Genomic DNA, 18,214 nt, shown 5'->3' on the forward strand with positions numbered 1-18,214 from the left:
CAGGTGGAGAAAAACAATTTCCGGAAACTGTTTTTTGCATTGAGCCAAAAACAAGAAGGAAAGGACTCGAGCTCTTTCCTTCGCTGCCTATTGTAGGGACAAACCAGCAAAAGCTGACGAAAGCTGACAATGCCCCCGCCTTTTTCTCGGAAATTTACAGCGTAGTGTCAGGAAACTGTTGCCATTTGGGAACGCCCATCCTGTCTCAGGCGGCGTCCATGGGCTCCAGCCAGCCTTCCTCGATCCAGGCATGCAGCAGCTCGCGGGCTCCCTTGCTGGCCCGGCGTACCTGCACAGCCGGCAAGCTGCGGGCATCGGCCAGGACGCGCATGAGCTCGGCATCGACACCGGCGGCTCGGTAGCTCTCGCCATTGAGATAGACATGGCTCGCGTCATAGAGCATGCGGGACCTGCGGTGCAGCCGCACGGCACCCAGAATCTCCGGCAGCGTCTCGGGCGCATCGAACCAGACATTGGCCTTGGGCTCCGTGAGGTATTCGCCCAGGGCGCAGGCCAAGCTGCCCTCATCCTGCAGGGCAGCATGGACTGCCTGCTGCGCAAAGGCTGCGAGCGCGGCCGGAATGGCGGCTGGCGATTCGACGGCGGGCTGGGAGGCGTCGCGATAGAGTCTTTCACCGAGCGACTCGGCCGCCCCATCGGCCATGCGCAGAAGCATTTCACGGGCGAGATCGCCCTTCTGCGGCACCCGGAAGCCGATCGAGTAGGTCATGCAGTCGTTGCCCATGGCCACGCCGTCATGCGCCCATCCGGGCGGCAGGTACAGCAGGTCGCCCGGCTCCATGAGGTATTCCTCCTCGGGCTGGAAATCGGCCAGAATGCGCACCGGAAGCCCAGGCACAAGCGTGCGGTCCTTCTGCCGACCGATGCGCCAGCGCCGGGTGCCGTGGGCCTGCAGAAGAAAGACGTCATAGCTGTCGAAATGCGGCCCCACGCCTCCGCCATCGGTGGCATAGCTGATCATGACATCGTCGAGCCGCGCATCGGGAATGAAACGGAACTGCTCCATGAGCTCTCGCACCGCATCGTCATGCAGGTCGACTCCCTGCACCAGCAGCGTCCACTGGGATTGCTTGAAGGGAGGAATGCGCGATCGCGAAAAAGGCCCTCTTGCAAAGGTCCAGCCCTTGGCGGTGCCGGAGGTGATGAGCCGTGATTCCACCTCGTCGCGCGCAGCCAGCGCCACGAGGGCACTGCGGCTGAGCAGCGGGCCGAAGCCAGGAATGGCCTGCCGCACGACCAGGGGAGCACGCTGCCAGTGGCGGCGCATGAATTGCCGGGGACTCAGATACCCCAGCAGTGGCAACGGATAATCGATGTTCATGGGAGAATTGTGCAATGGAAAATGCACAGGAAAAGGCACTGGTGACAGACCAGACCGTGGTGGCTCTGACATGGGTCATGAAAGACATGCTGGGCGAGGTGCTCGACGAGCTGACCGAGCCGGTGGAGTTTCTGGTGGGGGGAGACGATCTGCTGGATGCGATCGACAAGGCCCTCATCGGCCGCCGGGTGGGCGAGTCGTTTTCGCTGCATCTGGAGCCCGAGCAGGCCTTTGGAGACTATGACGAGGACAAGGTGTTCCTGGAAGAGCGCCGCAATTTCCCCGCCGAAACCGAGGAAGGCATGGTGTTCGATGGCCATGCACTGCCTGCAGGCTGCAGCAGTGCGCTGCCTCCGGATGAGCTCTACATCGTGACGGATCTGTACCCCGAGCATGTGGTGCTCGACGGCAACCATCCACTGGCCGGCATTGGACTCGATCTGCGCCTGAAGGTGCACGGTGTCCGGGAGGCCACACCCGATGAGATCGGTTCCGGCACTGCAGGCACAGGCTTCTTCCGCATCGAGCCGGGCACGCATCTCCTGCCGGGCAACGACACGGTGCACTGATCCACACCGGGTCGATCGACCTGGTCTTTCTTCTTTCCCATACCGCAAACACAAAAGGGGCTCCGCATGCACGGAGCCCCTTTTTTGCGAGGAAGATTTCTGCGGAAGGCTGACGCGGCGATCAGGAACGGTAGTCGGCGTTGATGGTCACGTACTCGTGGCTGAGATCGCAGGTCCAGATGGTGTCGCATGCATCGCCGCGACCAAGCTGTACGCGCACGAGGATCTCGGGCTTGCGCATGACGCGCTGGCCATCCTCCTCGCGGTAGGCCGGGTTGCGCCCTCCTCCTGCAACCACATGCACCTCGTCGAGATAGAGCTCGATGAGGGTCTGGTCCAGGTCGGCAATGCCGGCATACCCCACGGCAGCCAGGATACGGCCCAGGTTGGGGTCGCTGGCGAAGAAGGCGGTCTTGACGAGGGGCGAGTGGGCAATGGCATAGGCTACCTGCCGGCATTCGGCTGCGGTACGTCCCCCTTCGACAGTGAGAGTGATGAACTTGGTGGCGCCTTCGCCATCGCGCACGATGGCCTGTGCCAGGTGCAGGGCGACCTGCCGCATGGCAGCGCGCAGGGCCTGACCTTCCGGGCTATCGAGATCGGTGATTTCGGAGTGTTCCGCCCGGTTGGTGGCAATGACGACGAAGGAATCGTTGGTGGAGGTGTCGCCGTCGATCGTGACGCGGTTGAACGATCCTTCGGCGAGCTCGCGGGCCAGGGTCTGCATGAGGGACGGGCTCACGCGGGCATCCGTGGCCAGGAACCCGAGCATGGTGGCCATATTGGGCCGGATCATGCCTGCCCCCTTGCTCATGCCGGTCACCGTGACCTGGGCACCGCCGACGGTGGCCTGCACGCTGAAGGCCTTGGGCACCGTGTCGGTGGTCATGATGGCCTCGGCGGCTTCGGCCCAGCCGTCCGCCCGGGCCCGGGCCGTGGCGGCCGGCAGACCTGCCACGATGCGATCGACCGGCAGCGGCTCCATGATGACACCGGTCGAGAAAGGCAGCACCTGTTCGGCCTGCACGCCCAGGGTTGCGGCCATGGCGGCGCAGGTCTGGAGGGCGGCATCGAGTCCCGGCTGGCCCGTGCCGGCATTGGCATTGCCCGTGTTGATGACCAGGGCACGGATGTCCGGGTGCCCGGCCGACAGATGGGTTCGGCAGACCTGCACCGGAGCGGCACAGTAGCGGTTCTGCGTGAAGACTCCCCCGATGCTGGCACCTTCATCGAGCAGGATGACGGTCAGGTCGCGGCGTCCGGCCTTGCGCACCCCGGCTTCGGTCACACCGAGTCGCAGGCCTCGCACGGCATGCAGGGCCTCGGGTGGGGTGGCTTGCAGATTGACGGACATGGCATGACTCCTGGAAGAATGAAGTTCCGAAAGGGGGGGTGAAAAACGGGATGGAAAAAGACGGGCACGGGCCCGTCTGGAAGAGATGCGCGGCTCAGCTCAGCTTGCCGTGGCATTGCTTGTATTTCTTGCCGCTGCCGCAGGGGCAGGGATCGTTGCGCCCAACCCCGACGAAGCTCTCGGGATTGAGATTGCCTGCCGCCGTGGCTGCCCCTGCGGCCACGGCATCGAGCACCGGGGCAGGAGCGGCGCCATCGGCACCGGCTTCCTCGGGAGTGGCCGGGACCGTGTCGTCCGGGGTGCGGTAGGTGATGTTGATGTAGCCGCCGCCCTCGCCGCCGTAATCCTGCATGTCCTCTGCAGCCTCGTCGAGCTCCTCGCCCGAAGCGACGTTGACGGTCATGAGGATGCGGGTGACGTCGTTCTTGATGGCGTCGAGCATCTGGCCGAACAGCTCGAAGGCTTCGCGCTTGTATTCCTGCTTGGGTTGCTTCTGGGCATAGCCACGGAGGTGAATGCCCTGGCGCAGGTAATCGAGCGCGCTCAGGTGCTCGCGCCAGTGGGTGTCCATGCTCTGCAGGAGCACGGCCCGCTCGAAGTTGAGGAAATGGTCCTCGCCCACGACGGCCAGCTTGTCGTTGAATGCTTCGTCGGCCTTCTTGGTGACCACATCGAGCAGGTCTTCGTCGGTCACGCTGCTCGACGCCTCCACCATGTGGCGCAGGTCGAGCTCGACTCCCCAGTCCTGGGACAGGGTCTTTTCCAGCCCGGCCAGATCCCACTGTTCTTCCATGGAGCCCGGAGGAACGTAGGCGTGGACCAGGTCGGCAAAGCAGCTGTGGCGCAGGCCGTCGATCTGTTCCTGCAGCCCGTTGGATTCGAGCACCTCATTGCGCTGCTGGTAGATGACCTTGCGCTGTTCGTTGGCCACGTCGTCGTATTCGAGCAGCTGCTTGCGGATGTCGAAGTTGCGGGCTTCGACCTTGCGCTGGGCGCTCTCGATCGACCGGGTGACCATGCGGGCCTCGATGGCCTCGCCTTCGGGCATCTTGAGGCGGTCCATGATGGCGCGCACGCGCTCGCCCGCGAAGATGCGCATGAGCGGATCGTCGAGGCTGAGGTAGAAGCGCGAGGAGCCCGGATCGCCCTGGCGTCCCGAACGGCCGCGCAGCTGGTTGTCGATGCGGCGCGATTCATGGCGCTCGGTGGCAATGATGCGCAGGCCACCCAGGGCCTTGACCTTGTCGTGGTCTGCCTTCCAGTTGGCGCGGAGCTCGTCGATGCGGGCCTGGCGAGTGGCTTCGTCGAGGGTGTCGTCTGCCTCGATGGCCGCCACCATTTTCTCAAGGCTGCCCCCGAGCATGATGTCGGTGCCGCGGCCGGCCATGTTGGTAGCAATGGTGATCATGCCGGGACGACCGGCCTGCACCACGATTTCGGCCTCGCGCTCGTGCTGCTTGGCGTTGAGCACCTGGTGGGGCAGTTTTTCCTTTTGCAGGAGGTTGGAGATGATCTCGGAGTTCTCGATCGAGGTGGTCCCGACGAGCACCGGCTGGCCGCGCTCGTAGCAGTCCCGAATGTCGGCAATGGCGGCGCGGTACTTTTCGTCGGTGGTCTTGTAGACGCGATCGAGCTCGTCCTTGCGCAGACTGGGACGGTTGGGCGGGATGACGACGGTTTCGAGGCCGTAGATTTCCTGGAACTCGTAGGCTTCGGTATCGGCCGTGCCGGTCATGCCGGAGAGCTTCTTGTAGAGGCGGAAGTAGTTCTGGAAGGTGATGGACGCGAGGGTCTGGTTCTCGGCCTGGATGGGCACGCCTTCCTTGGCTTCGACGGCCTGGTGCAGCCCGTCGCTCCAGCGACGGCCAGCCATGAGACGGCCGGTGAATTCGTCGACGATGACGATCTCGGGGCCGTTCTCGCCCTGCTGCACCACGTAATGCTGGTCACGGTGGTAGAGATGGTGGGCCCGCAGTGCTGCATACAGATGGTGGATGAGCATGATGTTGGCCGGATCGTAGAGGCTGGCCCCCTCGGGCAGGAGGCCCAGCTTCTGGAGGATGTCCTCGGCATGCTCGTGACCCTGCTCGGTCAGGTAGACCTGATGGGCCTTTTCGTCGATGGTGAAATCGCCCGGCTTGATGACGCCCTCGCCGGTGAGGGGGTTCTCCTCGCCCTCCTGCCGGGTGAGATAGGGCACCACCTTGTTCATGGCGATGTAGAGATCGGTCTGGTCCTCGGCCTGGCCGCTGATGATGAGCGGGGTACGCGCCTCGTCGATCAGGATGGAGTCCACCTCGTCGACAATGGCGAAATTGAGCTGGCGCTGCACGCGTTCGCGCACATCGTAGACCATGTTGTCGCGCAGGTAGTCGAAGCCGAATTCGTTGTTGGTGCCGTAGGTGATGTCGGCGGCATAGGCCTGCTGCTTGAGCTCGCGCGACATCTGCGGCAGGTTGACCCCCACGGTGAGCCCAAGGAAGTTGTAGAGGCGCCCCATCCACTGGGCATCGCGGTTGGCGAGATAGTCGTTGACGGTGACGACGTGCACGCCGTTGCCGGAAAGCGCATTGAGGTACACGGGCAGCGTGGCAGTGAGGGTCTTGCCCTCGCCGGTACGCATTTCAGCGATCTTGCCCTCGTGCAGCGCGAGGCCGCCAACCATCTGCACGTCGAAGTGCCGCATCTTCATGATGCGCTTGCTGGCCTCCCGGACCAGGGCGAAGGCCTCGGGCAGGAGGCTGTCGAGCGTGGCGCCGTCAGCGACCCGCTGGCGGAATTCTGCGGTCTTGGCGGGAATCTGCTCGTCGGTGAGCTTTTCGAAATCCTTTTCCAGCGCATTGATGCGCGCAACGTTTCTGCGATAGCCGGTGATGAGGCGCTCGTTGCGGCTGCCAAAGATTCTGGTCAAAAAATTAGCCATGCGATCAGATGGCTTCCGGACCACACCGCGGCAGAACGCCTCCTGGAGGAGGGACGGCGGTCGGGAACGGAAGCTTCTTCCTTGTGTTGATTGCGAAAAGGTGTTGCGGCAGATGGGGGCACTCGGGCCCGTATCAACTCCGCACGCGCAGGCACGGCCTCCTGCAGGCCGTGTCCGCATCTGTGTCAGGACAGGTTAACGGGGCATTTTACCCTTGGGGGTTTCCCAGGGCTTCATGCAGGCGTGTACTTTTTGGGCATGTGTGTATCGGCATGCAGCGCAGAGGGTGCCCGATAATGCGGACATGACGCTGCGCCACCACCAAGCCATTCCCCTGAGTCAGGCCGCCGAGGAAGCCCCCGTGCTGGGGAGCCTGATGGCGCGGGTGCGGCTGTCCCAGTCGTGCGGAGAGGCCATCCGCAAACTCATTCCGGTCCCGATGCGCAGGCATATCGCGTTCGGCGCGGTGGAGGAAGGCGAGTGGTGCCTGATTGTCTCGAACAACGCAGCAGCCGCCAAGGCACGTCATCTGCTGCCGGTCTGGGTAGCGAGCCTGCAGCGCCAGGGGCTGCCGGTGAACCGCATCCGGCTGCATCTGAACGGCAACGACTGGGGCCGATAGCCCGGCGCCCCTGCTGCCACCCTGCCCTGCGGCAGCTCCGTGGAGGGCGCTCTTTGCTGCTCAGCAGCGGGAAGCAAGCAGAGGAAAACGCGACGCAAGGGCGGCAGTTCCCTTGCGCCATGCGCCGTGCACCCTGGAGTGCCTGCCGAGTCACTGGAACTGCAGGAATTCCTCGCTGACGGCGAGGCCCACGGCGTGGACCCGTTCGAGGAAGTGCGTGAGATAGGCATGCAGGCCGGTAGCCAGGATTTCCTGGATGTCCCCATATTGCAGGTCGGCCTGCAGGCGCCCGGCCAGACGACGGGAGTGGCTGGCATCGACGCTCGCGCCGATGCGTTCCAGATTGGCCACCACCTCGTTCATGCAGGCCAGCAGCGAGCGGGGCATGTCGTGCCGGAGCATGAGCAGCTCGGCCACCCGGGGCGGAGTGATGACGTCGCGGTAGACGCGGCGATAGATCTCGAAGGCCGAGACGCTGCGCAGGATGGCACTCCAGTGGTAGAAGTCCAGCTCCTCCTGGGTGTTGGCGGCCTCGGGGTCGGCCGCGAAGAACTCGGGGGAGAGATGGGCATGGAACTTGACGTCGAGCAGGCGTGCGGTGTTGTCGGCCCGCTCCAGGAAGGTGCCCAGGCGCATGAAAAAGACCGACTGGTCGAGCAGCATGGTGCCGAGGATCACGCCCCGCGCCAGGTGGGAGTGGAGCTTGACCCACTCGAAGAAGGCGCTGGGATCGGTCTGCAGGATGCCCTCGCGCAGCTGGCGCCGGGCTTCGAGCCAGATCTGGTTGTAGGTCTCCCACACCTCGGTGGTGAGGCTGCCGCGCACGGCCCGGGCATTCTCGCGCGAGGCCTGGATGCAGGCGATGATGGAGGAAGGGTTGTCGGCATCGGCCGCCATGAAAGTGATGACCTTGTCCGGCTGGATGTCGCCATACTTGACGCGATAGGCAGGGAGCAGCTCGCAGATCGAGAGCATGCCTGCCCAGCCCTGCTCGGCCTGCAGCGCGGACTGGGGCAGCATGCTGGTCTGGTAGTTGACGTCGAGCATGCGGGCGGTGTTTTCGGCCCGCTCGATGTAGCGGGACATCCAGAGAAGGTGGTCGGCAGTACGGGAAAGCATGATATGTGGCGATGTAATGGTCTGTCTGCCTGTATCGGTCCGCGCCATGGGAGACGGCACGTCCGGCATCCGGTGGAAAGCCCTGCTCGGCAGCATCCGCAGGGCTCCCTGAAAGGGGATGGAGCGCCCGCGGCTCAGACCACCCAGGTGTCCTTGGTTCCCCCGCCCTGCGACGAGTTGACGACGAGCGAGCCTTCCTTGAGCGCCACGCGGGTGAGGCCACCCGCCACCATCTGCACGGTCTTGCCGCTGAGCACGAAGGGGCGCAGATCGATGTGGCGGGGTGCCACGCCCGCATCGACCAGCGTGGGACAGCTCGACAGGCTGAGGGTAGGCTGCGCAATGTAGCCCTCGGGACGGGCCTTGAGCACGGCCCGGAATTCCTCGATTTCGGCCTTGCTGGCCGTGGGGCCGATGAGCATGCCGTAGCCGCCGGCACCGTGCACTTCCTTGACGACCAGCTCCTCCAGGTGCGCGAGCACGTAGGCGAGGTCGTCGGGCTTGCGGCACATCCAGGTGGGTACGTTGTGCAGAATGGGCTTTTCACCGAGGTAGAACTCGATCATGCGGGGCACATAGGGGTAGATGGACTTGTCGTCCGCAATGCCGGTGCCGACTGCGTTGCAGATGGTGACACGGCCGGCGCGGTACACGTCGAGCAAGCCTGCACAGCCGAGTGCGGAGTCGGGCCGGAAGACCTTGGGATCGAGGAAGTCGTCATCCACACGGCGGTAGATCACATCGACACGCTCGGGTCCCCGGGTGGTGCGCATGTAGAGGAAGCCGTCCTTGACGAAAAGGTCCTGCCCCTCGACGAGCTCCACCCCCATCTGCTGGGCCAGGAAGGCATGCTCGAAGTAGGCGCTGTTGTACATGCCGGGAGTGAGGACCACCACCACCGGGTCGGGCACGCCGGTGGGGGCGCTTGCCCGCAGGGTTTCGAGCAGCAGGTCGGCATAGTGGGCCACGGGGGCCACCTGGTAGCTGCGGAAGAGCTCGGGGAAGAGCCGCATCATCATCTTGCGGTTTTCCAGCATGTAGCTCACGCCGCTGGGCACGCGCAGGTTGTCTTCGAGGACGTAGTACTCCCCTACCCCTGCGGCATCAGGAGCCCGCACGATGTCGATGCCGCTGATATGCGAATAGACCTGGTTGGGAACATCGACGCCGACCATTTCCTTGCGGAACTGCGAGTTGTGCAGGATCTGCTCGGCTGGCACGACGCCGGCACGGACGATTTCCTGGTCATGGTAGATGTCGTGCAGGAAGCGGTTGAGCGCCGTGACACGCTGCGTCAGGCCGCGTTCGAGCAGATCCCACTCGGAATGGGGAATGATGCGGGGAATGAGATCGAACGGGATGAGACGTTCGGTGCCCGATCCATCGGCATCCTTGTCGCCGTAGACGGCGAAGGTGATGCCGACGCGACGGAAGATGAACTCGGCTTCCTCCCGCCGGTGGAGCATGGTCTGCATGGGCTGATGGGACAGCCATTGCGCGTAGCGCTGGTATTGCTGCCTGGTCGGGGCATCCGCATATGGGACCGAGGCATACATTTCGTCGAATGCGAGCATGAACCAATCTCCTGTAGTTGTCCGCAGGTCCGTGACGGAGGGTGTGGCTCGGGCGCCCCAGACTGCCCACGCACCTGTTTGTGGGCAGTGCAGCAAGTTTGATGCCGACTTGCAGAGCCCATGCCGAAAAGACATGCACACGACAGGAAAATGCAGGGGGCGCCCACACCGTTTGCTCTGCTCCAGAGACAGGAGACCCCGGACGGGACGGCTCCATTTTCGCGCGGACACAGGCCGGTACAGCGGCCCTGCGCAGGAATCTGCAGGGTTTCAGGGAGGCGTGGGCACCTCGTGCTGCCAGTAGTGCCGGTGGACTTCCCTCTCGCAGCGGATGGCATTGGTGGCCGAACTCCACCACCCCGCACCACATTGGTCCGTCTGCACCACGATGGTGCCCACGCTGTGCAGGCGCGCCAGCACCTGCGGATGGGGATGGTGATAGGTGTTGCGGTAGCCATGCTGGATGAGGGTCCAGTGCGGCGCCACGGCCTGCAGCCAGGGCTGGCTGCTGGACGTTTTGCTGCCATGATGCCCCGCCACGAGCACATCGGCCCGCAGCCATTCAGGGGGCGTGCGGGCCAGCATGGCGGCTTCCTGGGGCGCTTCGGCATCTCCGGTGAGCAGCACGGTGCGGCGTCCGTTGCTCACACGCAGCACGCAGCTCATGGCGTTGGTCTTGGCCTGGGGCACATAGTCGGTTTCGAGCGGGTGCAGGAACCGGAAGTCCACCCCTTCCCACTGCCAATCCTGACCCACGCTGCAGGGTTCGACGGCCCGCAGCTGCTGCAGGGGGTGGTCCGGGGCGATGGATCCGAGCAGGGGCAGGTGCGGATAGGCCTGCAGCAGCGGCTCGATGCCCGCGATGTGATCGGTGTCGGAATGGCTGAGCACGGCCACGTCGGGGGTCTCGTCGAGCGCGCGGAACAGCGGCAGCAGCACGCGGTCGCCCGCATTGCTGTGCGCGCCATAGCGGGGGCCCGCGTCGTAGAGCAGGGTGTGCCGTGCCGTGCGTACCACCAGCGCGCTGCCCTGCCCGATGTCGGTCATGAGGACCTCGAACTCCCCTGCATCCGGCCGTGGGGCCTGCCAGGCCAGCACGGGCACCATCATCAGCGCTCCCGGCCATCGCAAGGGCCAGGGCCCGCGCATGCACAGCAGCACCCCTCCGGCCACGCCCAGCACACCGGCCCACCAGGGCGCCTGTGCAGCCTGGTACTGCGCCCACGGCCACGATGCCAGCCAGCCCAGCAGCGCCATGAGCTGCTGCACGCACCAGGCTGCCGCCAGCCACAGGGGCGAGCACAGCGCCCCGAGCATGGCCAGCGGAGTGACGAGCAAGGTTACGACGGGCACGGCCACCAGGTTGGCCAGGGTACCCACGAGCGAAACCTGCCCGAAGATCATCAGCGTCAGCGGTGTCAGGGCCGCCAGCACCAGCATTTGCTCGCGTCCGAATCCGGCCAGAGTGTGCATGATGCGGGCCCGCCAGCCATCTGCCGGCGCCGTCTGCTCCTGCCCCGCTGCGAACAGAATGCCGACGGCCACGAAGCTGAGCCAGAACCCCGCCTGCAGAAGCGCCCAGGGGTCCCAGGCCACCACGGCGGCAGCGGCCACGGCCCACAGGGCCGGCCAGGGCCATTGCCGCCCGCCGGACCGCAGGACTGCCAGGACCACCAGCATGCACACGGTGCGCTGGGCCGGCACCCCCCAGCCGCTGAACAGCGCATACAGCCATGCCAGCAGCACTCCGCCCCACAGAGCTGCGCGCGGTGCCGGAATGGCCAGGCACAGCGGCCACTTCCAGCGCGCCGTGCGGCGCCAGCCCCAGCCGACCAGCCCCGAGGCCAGCCAGGCGAACATGGTGATGTGGAGCCCGGAAATGCTCATGAGGTGCGCCACGCCGGTGATGCGGAAGATGTCCCAGTCGTCCCGATCGATGGCCGACTGGTCCCCCATGACCAGCGCAGCCAGCACCCCGGCCACCCGCGCCCGCCCTGCACCACCTCCCGCCGGGGGTGCGGCGGCAGCCCGGCCCTGCTCCCAGGGAACGACGCCGGGTGCTACGACCTGGTAGATGCGGGTGCGGACGGCGACACGGGCACGGTCGATCCAGGCGGCAGCATCAAGGGGACGCGCATCGGCCAACCGCTCAGCCGGTGCGCCGGAGCGCCCGCCGCGCACGTAGCCCGTGGCGCCCAGCCCCTGGTCCCACATCCAGAGTTCGCTGTCGAAGGCCCAGGGATTGCGGTTGCCGTGCGGCTGCTTGAGGCGCACGGTCATGCGCCACTGCTCGCCCGGCATGACGCACATGCGGCAGGGCTCGGAAGGGGCTGAGGCGAGTTCCTCGGATACCGGGGCAGCACCTTCGGGTTGCACCTCGCGCCCCCGCCAGGAGCGAAGACGGTACCAGCCCAGTGCCAGCCGTGGCGGGAGCTGCACTGCCGTGCCCTCCTGCAGGGCAGACTCCACCTGCAAGGCAAGGCGCGTGCCGTCCTCCCCCCATTGAGGCAGTCCCACCACACGGCCCACCACGACCAGATCGCGTCCCTGCAGATCCCGGTCCAGTGCCTGCGAGGCCACCTGCACCGCACGCAGACCCGTCAGACTCCACCCCAGCACCGCCAGAGCCAGATACAGCCATAGCGCGGGCAGACGCCTGCGACGCAGCCAGAGCAGCGCCAGCAGCAGGGCTGCGCCTGCACTGCTTGCGTAGGACACCCCCGTCCACAGCCTGGCCTGCTGCAGCTGCACGGCCACCCCCGCGAGCCAGCACAGAGCGGCAGGAGTGACGGAAAAACGGCGCCAAGCCTGTGGCCACCCCAGCGAGCGAAAAGACATGTGTGCACCAGCCATGCACCAAGGACCTCATCGATAGAAAATGGAAAGTACCAAAGTACGCATGCGCATCATGCCATGCGCCCTCTGCCTGTCCGTGGCATGGGCGCATCGTGCAGGGTCTTGCGACATAAAAAAGCGTGCGTATTTGTCGGGCATGCGACAGGCTGTGTGCCATGCGGCCTGCAGGCAGGGCCGGCTGTCGCTAGACTAGCTCCATGAATGCACCCCAAGCCTCTCTCGACGCCGCACCGGTTGCACCTGGAGGTGATGCCGGCTGGACGCTTCCGGGACTCGACGTGCCGTCCACCGCCGGGCACTACAGCGAACTGCTCGGCCGTTCCGTGCCTGAAAGCGCCGGTCCCCTGTCGCCCGCCGACATGGCCCCGCACTGGCGCACCTTCTTCGATGCACTGGCCCGCAAGACGCCGGACGATCTCACCCAGCGGCTGCTGCGCCTGCGGCGCATGGTGCTGGGCAACGGCATCAGCTACAACGTCTATTCCGACAGCCAGGGCGCCCAGCGCCCGTGGGAAGTCGATCTCCTGCCCCTGTTGATTCCCCCCGCCGAATGGGCCACGCTCTCGGCCGGCATCCTGGAGCGCGCGGAGCTGCTGGAGCGCATTCTGCAGGACATCTACGGCCGACAGGAGCTGCTGCGCGACGGTCTGCTGCCCTCGGCCCTGGTGCAGGGCCATCCAGGCTACCTCCGCGCCATGCACGGCATCGCGCAGCGGCATTACCTGCATCTGGTGGCCTTCGATCTCGTCCGGGGTCCTGCGGGGGGCTGGCACCTCATGACCCAGCGCACCCAGGCCCCTTCGGGGCTGGGTTATCTGCTGGAAAACCGCCACCTCGTGCGGCAGCAGTTTCCGGACACCTTCGAGCAGCTCGGAGTGCCCAAGCTGATCCATGCCTATCAGGCCCTGCTTAAGAGCCTGCGTGCCCACTGTCAGCCGCTGGTGGGCGCCGGCGAAACGCCCACGCTGGTGCTGCTCACCCCGGGGCAGATGAACGAAACATGGTTCGAGCAGGCCTATCTGGCCCGTTTTCTGGGCATTCCCCTGGTCGAAGGCGGCGACCTGCGCGTTCACCAGGAAAAGCTCTACCTCAAAACCACCCAGGGGCTGGTGCGCGTGCACGGGCTCCTGCGCCGCGTGGACGACGACTGGATGGACCCGCTGGAGCTGCGCCCCGAATCGGCGCTCGGTGTGGCCGGGCTGCTGCAGGTCCTGCGCGCAGGCAACGTGGTGGTGGCCAACAGCCCCGGCAGCGGATTTCTGGAATCCCCGGCCGTGCTGGGCTTTCTGCCGGCCATTGCCGAACACCTGCTGGGCGCCCCCCTGCAGCTGCCGGCACTGGCAACCTGGTGGTGCGGCGAAGAGGCCGTGCTGCCACAGGCCCTCCCGCGCCTGACCCAGATGGCCATCAAGCCCACCTATGCTGGCAGCGACCTGTACCACGGCTTTGCCTCGGAGCTGGGCGCCCATCTGCGCCCCGATCAGCTGCAGGACATGGAATCGCGCATCCACCAGCATGGAGGAGACTACACCCTTCAGCAGTACATGCCGCTGTCCGAAACCGCCTGCTGGCGGCAGGATGGCGCGAGCGGTGCCGCGCAACTCACCTCGCGTCCCGTCGTGCTCAGGGTCTTTGCCATCCGGGATGGCGACGGCTGGATGGCCCTGCCAGGCGGCATGGCACGACTGGCCATGGGCGATACCGAAATCGCCTCGATGCAGCGTGGCGGCAGCAGCGTGGACGTGTGGATCCTGCCGGAGTCCACAGCCAGCGCTGCCGACCTGCCTGCGCGGGCCCCTGCCGCCGCCGCCCCTGCTCCGGCCCCTTCGGCATCCACCCCGCGCCCCCATGCACGCCACCACGCACCCGAACTGCTCATCAGCCGCATGGCCGAGAACCTGTTCTGGCTCGGGCGCTACACCGAACGCAGCGAAAACACCGTCCGCCTCTCGATCATGGCCTTCGACAGGCTCAGCCATCAGGATGCCCCCGGCCCCGTGCTGCTCGACTGGCTCTGGCGGGTCAGCCTCGACCAGGAACTGCTCGCCCCCGACGCGCCACACCAGGGCACGGCCGCCGCCCTCGAAGCGGCCCTGACCACCTCGCTGTGCCAGGACCACACCGGGCTGGCCGGCACGATCCTGCCCATGCAGAACGTCACCTCCATGCTGCGCAGCTACCTTTCGCACCAGCACTGGCAGCTGGTGCAGGAAGTGCGCCACGGCTTCGACACCCTGCACGACACCGTATCGCCCGCCCCTGCCCCCGACGGCAGCCTCCCTCCGCTGCCGGCCGCGCAGGATGTGGTGAGCCAGCTCGTCGATCTCAGCCATGCCCTCGCAGCGGTGACCGGCGTGCAGTTCGACCGCCTGCCGCGCGGCATCGGCTGGCAGATGCTGATGCTCGGGCGCATGGTCGAGCGCCTGGCCTGCGTGGCCAACACCCTGCAGCATGCGCTCGAACAGGGTGTCCACCACGACGCGCAGGCAAGCATCGCCCTGCTGTCGCTGTTCGACAACCGCCAGCCCCAGCCCCGACTGCATACCGAAGTGCTCCCCACGCTGGAGACCTGGCGGCCCCTCATCGCCAATCCCCGCCACCCGCGCTCCCTGCACTGGACACTCGGCGAACTGCGCGACCTGCTGCACCACCTGCCCGTGACTTCGGGAACGGCCCATCAGCCACCCGCATCGGCACAGGAGCCGCCGGTCACGCCGGCTCCCTCCGCCCTCCAGGACGATGCCATGCACTGGCCCGCGCTGCAGGCCATCTGGCCCGACCTGTCGGCATGGGAACACGCCACCCCCGACACTGCCACCGAGCTCACTCCGGACACCCTGCCAGACAGCACGAGCCTGCAGGCCCTGCTGCAGCAATGCCAGATCGTGGCCGACGCCATCAACACCGCCGTCTCGCAGACGTATTTCTACCCGGCGGCAGACGCCATCAGCCAGAGCATCGGCACCTGATCCCCCCGGAACCGCTGCCCCTGCTGCCCCTGGCCTGACCTCCTTCCCGATTCCGATTTCCGCCCTCTCCGCCATGCATCTGCGCGTCACCCACCAAACCACCTACCTCTACAGCCAGACCGTGCAGTCGGCCCAGCACATGGCCTGGCTGCGTCCGGTGGACACCCTGCACCAGAAAGTGCTCTCGCACAGCCTGGTGATCACGCCCGAGCCAGCCTCCCTGTCCACCTCCCAGGATGTGTACGGCAACCAGCGCAGCTACTTCAGCGTGGCCGCTGCACACCAGCAGCTGCAGGTCACCGCCTGCACCGAAATCGAGACCGTCACGCCCGCCATCGGCTACAGCTATGCCCCCTGGGAACAGGTCCGCGAGCGGTTTGCCTACCGGGCTGGACAGCCGTTCGACGTGGCGGCCGAATTCATCTACCCCTCGCCCTACGTCCCCCGGCACAGCGACTTCAGCGAATACGCCGAACCCAGCTTCACGCCCGGACGCGGGCTGTTCGAGGCCTGCATCGACCTCACCGAACGCATCCACACGGAATGCCGCTACGCCCCGGCCAGCACCGACCTGCAGACCCCGGCACGCACCGCGCTCGCGCAGCGCCAGGGCGTCTGCCAGGACTTTGCGCACATCATGATCGGCTGCCTGCGCTCCCTCGGCCTGCCCGCACGGTACGTCAGCGGCTACCTGCTCACCACCCCGCCGCCCGGTCAGCCCCGCCTCATCGGCGCCGATGCCTCCCATGCCTGGGTTTCGGTCTATCTGCCCGATGCCGAAGTCGACCTGCAGCTCTCCTCCACCCCGCTCAACGATGCCCAGGCCCTGCCCTTCCGGCCCGCCAGCGGCATCACGCGCGGCTACTGGTGCGACTTCGATCCCACCAACAACCGCTTCGGCTGGGGCACTCCAGGAGCCGACTACATCGTGGTGGCCACAGGACGTGACTTCGGCGATGTCACCCCTCTGCGCGGCGTGCTCACGGGGGGCGCCTCGCACTCGCTGCAGGTGGGCGTCACGGTGGAACCCGTCGACAACCCGGCGCAGCCTGCCCCTGCCGCGCCTGCGGTTCCCGCGCCCTGACGACGGCCCTCGGATTTAAGAATGGGCCCTGGGCAGTGCACGATGCCCCCATGGCCACTGTCCACGCCACCCGCTCCTGCCAATCCTCCTACAATGATTCCGCTGCACTGCGCGCCTGTGTGGCGCCTGTGTGGCGCCTGTCTGCACGGTGGCTCCAGCAGGGCCAGCGACACCGCCAGAGGCCCACTCTCCAGCCGTGCCGAGGGGCCCTCCCTGCTGCGGATGCAGAAGGGTGTGGTGCTCTGTGTGTTCTGCGTGTGCTCTGCACACCCCCCCTTTCGTCTGTCTTTTCATCGATCCCCGAGGAGAATCATCCATGTCCGATATCTACGCCCAGCTCGAGCAGATGGGCATTGCCCTGCCCCCCGTTGCCGTGCCCGCCGCCGCCTACGTGCCCTTTGTGCAAAGTGGCAACCAGGTCTACCTCAGCGGCCACATCGCCAAGCGTGACGGCAAGGTCTGGGTCGGACAGCTCGGCAAGGACATGGACACCGCCACTGGTGCCCAGGCAGCGCAGGCCATTGCCGTGGATCTGCTGGGAACGCTGCATGCTGCCGTGGGAGATCTCAACCGCATCCGGCGCATCGTCAAGGTGGTGAGCCTGGTCAACTCCGCTCCCGACTTCACCGAACAGCACCTTGTGACCAACGGCTGCAGCGAACTGCTCGGCAAGGTCTTCGGTGCCGAGAAGGGCGCCCATGCCCGCAGCGCCTTCGGCGTGGCACAGCTGCCCATGGGGTCGTGCGTCGAGATCGAACTGATCGCCGAAATCTGATCCCCTGCCGACGACACCCCTTCCTTCGGGAAGGGGCCCCTCAGCCGGCCTCCACCGGCGCAGGCTCCCCGCCGCCCACGGCCAGCACATAAAGCCCGTAGAACGGCACCCCGGTCCAGAACCGGAACCCCGCACATCCCAGTGCGCTGCTCCAGTCGTATCCTGCCATCACGTCGAACTGTCCTGCCAGCTTCAGGCGCTGATGCGGCGTCTGCAGATCCTCCTGGCGATGCAGCCCCCAGCGGATGCATGCCCCGGTGTGCCGCAGCGACCGATGCCACTGGGTCGGCCCGCGCGCCACCTCCGACAGGGCATCGAGCACCAGCATCGATCCGCCCGGCGCCCGCTCCCCCACCGTGCGCAGCAGTGCCCGTACCTGGGCACGATCCAGATACATGCTCACGCCTTCGAGCAGAATGAAAAGGGGTACCTCCCCGCCCGCGTCCACCCCGGCGGCCTCCCACCATCCCGGCTGGGACAGATCCCTGGCCACCATGCGGTGGCGGTCATTGAGCGGAGGCAGCAGACGCTGCCGCAGCGCCATGACCTCCGGCATGTCGATCTCGGTCATGCGCGCACGGCCATTGTCGAGCCACTGAAAGTACTGGCTCAGGCCACACCCCAGATTCAGCACATGCCCCTGAGGATGCCGCTCCAGAAACGCACGGGCCAGTGTACGCACATACTGCGTGCGCACCAGAGTGCCCCATACACTGGCACGATCCTCCAGCCAGCGCTGTCCATCCTCTCCCAGTGCTTCCAGGGTGCGACGGGCATAGACATCGTCCACCGCCAGCGCCGGATAGAGCGCATCCCCAAACGCCCGCCCCGCAAGCGGAATCAGCAGGGTGGAGGGCACGCACGAGAGCGATGCACACACCCCGCTGCGCCCCTGCCCTGCAGCAGCTTCATCGGCACCGCGCAAGGCAGCAGGGGACTGGGAAAAAGGAGGACCTTCGGCAGACTGCATGGGAGCTCCCCGTAGACAGGCAGGACATGGAACAGCGCAGCAGGAATCCATCACTCG

At 66.1% G+C, this 18,214-nt stretch carries 12 protein-coding genes; 5 read left to right on the plus strand and 7 right to left on the minus strand.

All coding sequences use genetic code 11. The annotated features are described in order from the left end of the window. Positions 1-205: 205 nt before the first annotated feature. Positions 206-1,342, minus strand: coding sequence for a JmjC domain-containing protein (locus ACP2WS_RS04500; protein WP_426459695.1), 1,137 nt, complete (start codon positions 1,340-1,342; stop codon positions 206-208). A gap of 14 nt (positions 1,343-1,356) precedes the next feature. Between ACP2WS_RS04500 and ACP2WS_RS04505 the strand changes: the two genes are divergently transcribed. After that, positions 1,357-1,911 (plus strand): FKBP-type peptidyl-prolyl cis-trans isomerase, encoded by a 555-nt coding sequence (locus ACP2WS_RS04505; RefSeq protein WP_374492386.1) that lies wholly within the window; start codon positions 1,357-1,359, stop codon positions 1,909-1,911. A gap of 121 nt (positions 1,912-2,032) precedes the next feature. Here the strand turns inward: ACP2WS_RS04505 and argJ are convergent, their stop codons facing one another. After that, positions 2,033-3,265, minus strand: coding sequence for a bifunctional glutamate N-acetyltransferase/amino-acid acetyltransferase ArgJ (gene argJ / locus ACP2WS_RS04510; RefSeq protein WP_426459696.1), 1,233 nt, complete (start codon positions 3,263-3,265; stop codon positions 2,033-2,035). Positions 3,266-3,359: 94 nt separating this feature from the next. Next, positions 3,360-6,188: a preprotein translocase subunit SecA gene (secA, locus tag ACP2WS_RS04515; RefSeq protein ID WP_426459698.1), complete on the minus strand. Its 2,829-nt coding sequence runs from the start codon at positions 6,186-6,188 to the stop codon at positions 3,360-3,362. Positions 6,189-6,492: 304 nt separating this feature from the next. Here secA and ACP2WS_RS04520 point away from each other — a divergent pair, with 304 nt between their 5' ends. Continuing rightward, complete coding sequence (locus tag ACP2WS_RS04520; protein ID WP_426459699.1) at positions 6,493-6,810, plus strand: hypothetical protein; 318 nt, start codon at positions 6,493-6,495, stop codon at positions 6,808-6,810. Positions 6,811-6,960: 150 nt separating this feature from the next. Here ACP2WS_RS04520 and ACP2WS_RS04525 read toward each other — a convergent pair whose 3' ends face one another. From ACP2WS_RS04525 to ACP2WS_RS04535, 3 genes are all read right to left on the minus strand, one after another. Beyond that, entirely contained in the window at positions 6,961-7,929 is a 969-nt protein-coding gene (locus tag ACP2WS_RS04525; protein WP_426459700.1) for an alpha-E domain-containing protein, read from the minus strand. Positions 7,930-8,063: 134 nt separating this feature from the next. Beyond that, positions 8,064-9,503, minus strand: a complete 1,440-nt coding sequence (locus tag ACP2WS_RS04530; RefSeq protein WP_374492396.1) for a circularly permuted type 2 ATP-grasp protein — start codon at positions 9,501-9,503, stop codon at positions 8,064-8,066. A gap of 270 nt (positions 9,504-9,773) precedes the next feature. Next, positions 9,774-12,341 (minus strand): DNA internalization-related competence protein ComEC/Rec2, encoded by a 2,568-nt coding sequence (locus ACP2WS_RS04535; RefSeq protein WP_426459701.1) that lies wholly within the window; start codon positions 12,339-12,341, stop codon positions 9,774-9,776. 215 nt (positions 12,342-12,556) lie between these two features. On the opposite strand from ACP2WS_RS04535, the gene ACP2WS_RS04540 reads away from it, so the two are divergent. From ACP2WS_RS04540 to ACP2WS_RS04550, 3 genes are all read left to right on the plus strand, one after another. Next, a complete protein-coding gene (locus ACP2WS_RS04540; protein WP_426459702.1) occupies positions 12,557-15,328 on the plus strand; it encodes a circularly permuted type 2 ATP-grasp protein in 2,772 nt (923 codons plus the stop codon). A gap of 73 nt (positions 15,329-15,401) precedes the next feature. Then, positions 15,402-16,412, plus strand: coding sequence for a transglutaminase family protein (locus ACP2WS_RS04545; protein WP_374492401.1), 1,011 nt, complete (start codon positions 15,402-15,404; stop codon positions 16,410-16,412). Positions 16,413-16,728: 316 nt separating this feature from the next. Continuing rightward, entirely contained in the window at positions 16,729-17,187 is a 459-nt protein-coding gene (locus ACP2WS_RS04550) for a RidA family protein (RefSeq protein ID WP_374492402.1), read from the plus strand. Positions 17,188-17,227: 40 nt separating this feature from the next. On the opposite strand, the gene ACP2WS_RS04555 is transcribed toward ACP2WS_RS04550, so the two are convergent. Then, positions 17,228-18,157, minus strand: coding sequence for a class I SAM-dependent methyltransferase (locus ACP2WS_RS04555; RefSeq protein ID WP_426459703.1), 930 nt, complete (start codon positions 18,155-18,157; stop codon positions 17,228-17,230). Positions 18,158-18,214 lie beyond the last annotated feature (57 nt).

It is taken from the genome of Brachymonas moutaii (nom. illeg.), assembly GCF_049977365.1.
Classification (GTDB): Bacteria; Pseudomonadota; Gammaproteobacteria; order Burkholderiales; family Burkholderiaceae_C; genus Brachymonas.

What these genes read in the sequence shown, in the direction of transcription:
- ACP2WS_RS04550 (WP_374492402.1), top strand. Translation starts at nt 16,729, where the DNA reads ATGTCCGATATCTACGCCCAGCTCGAGCAGATGGGCATTGCCCTGCCC.
- ACP2WS_RS04505 (WP_374492386.1), top strand. Translation starts at nt 1,357, where the DNA reads ATGGAAAATGCACAGGAAAAGGCACTGGTGACAGACCAGACCGTGGTG.
- ACP2WS_RS04500 (WP_426459695.1), bottom strand. Translation starts at nt 1,342, where the DNA reads ATGAACATCGATTATCCGTTGCCACTGCTGGGGTATCTGAGTCCCCGG.
- ACP2WS_RS04535 (WP_426459701.1), bottom strand. Translation starts at nt 12,341, where the DNA reads ATGTCTTTTCGCTCGCTGGGGTGGCCACAGGCTTGGCGCCGTTTTTCC.
- ACP2WS_RS04540 (WP_426459702.1), top strand. Translation starts at nt 12,557, where the DNA reads ATGAATGCACCCCAAGCCTCTCTCGACGCCGCACCGGTTGCACCTGGA.
- secA (WP_426459698.1), bottom strand. Translation starts at nt 6,188, where the DNA reads ATGGCTAATTTTTTGACCAGAATCTTTGGCAGCCGCAACGAGCGCCTC.
- ACP2WS_RS04530 (WP_374492396.1), bottom strand. Translation starts at nt 9,503, where the DNA reads ATGCTCGCATTCGACGAAATGTATGCCTCGGTCCCATATGCGGATGCC.
- argJ (WP_426459696.1), bottom strand. Translation starts at nt 3,265, where the DNA reads ATGTCCGTCAATCTGCAAGCCACCCCACCCGAGGCCCTGCATGCCGTG.
- ACP2WS_RS04525 (WP_426459700.1), bottom strand. Translation starts at nt 7,929, where the DNA reads ATGCTTTCCCGTACTGCCGACCACCTTCTCTGGATGTCCCGCTACATC.
- ACP2WS_RS04545 (WP_374492401.1), top strand. Translation starts at nt 15,402, where the DNA reads ATGCATCTGCGCGTCACCCACCAAACCACCTACCTCTACAGCCAGACC.
- ACP2WS_RS04555 (WP_426459703.1), bottom strand. Translation starts at nt 18,157, where the DNA reads ATGCAGTCTGCCGAAGGTCCTCCTTTTTCCCAGTCCCCTGCTGCCTTG.
- ACP2WS_RS04520 (WP_426459699.1), top strand. Translation starts at nt 6,493, where the DNA reads ATGACGCTGCGCCACCACCAAGCCATTCCCCTGAGTCAGGCCGCCGAG.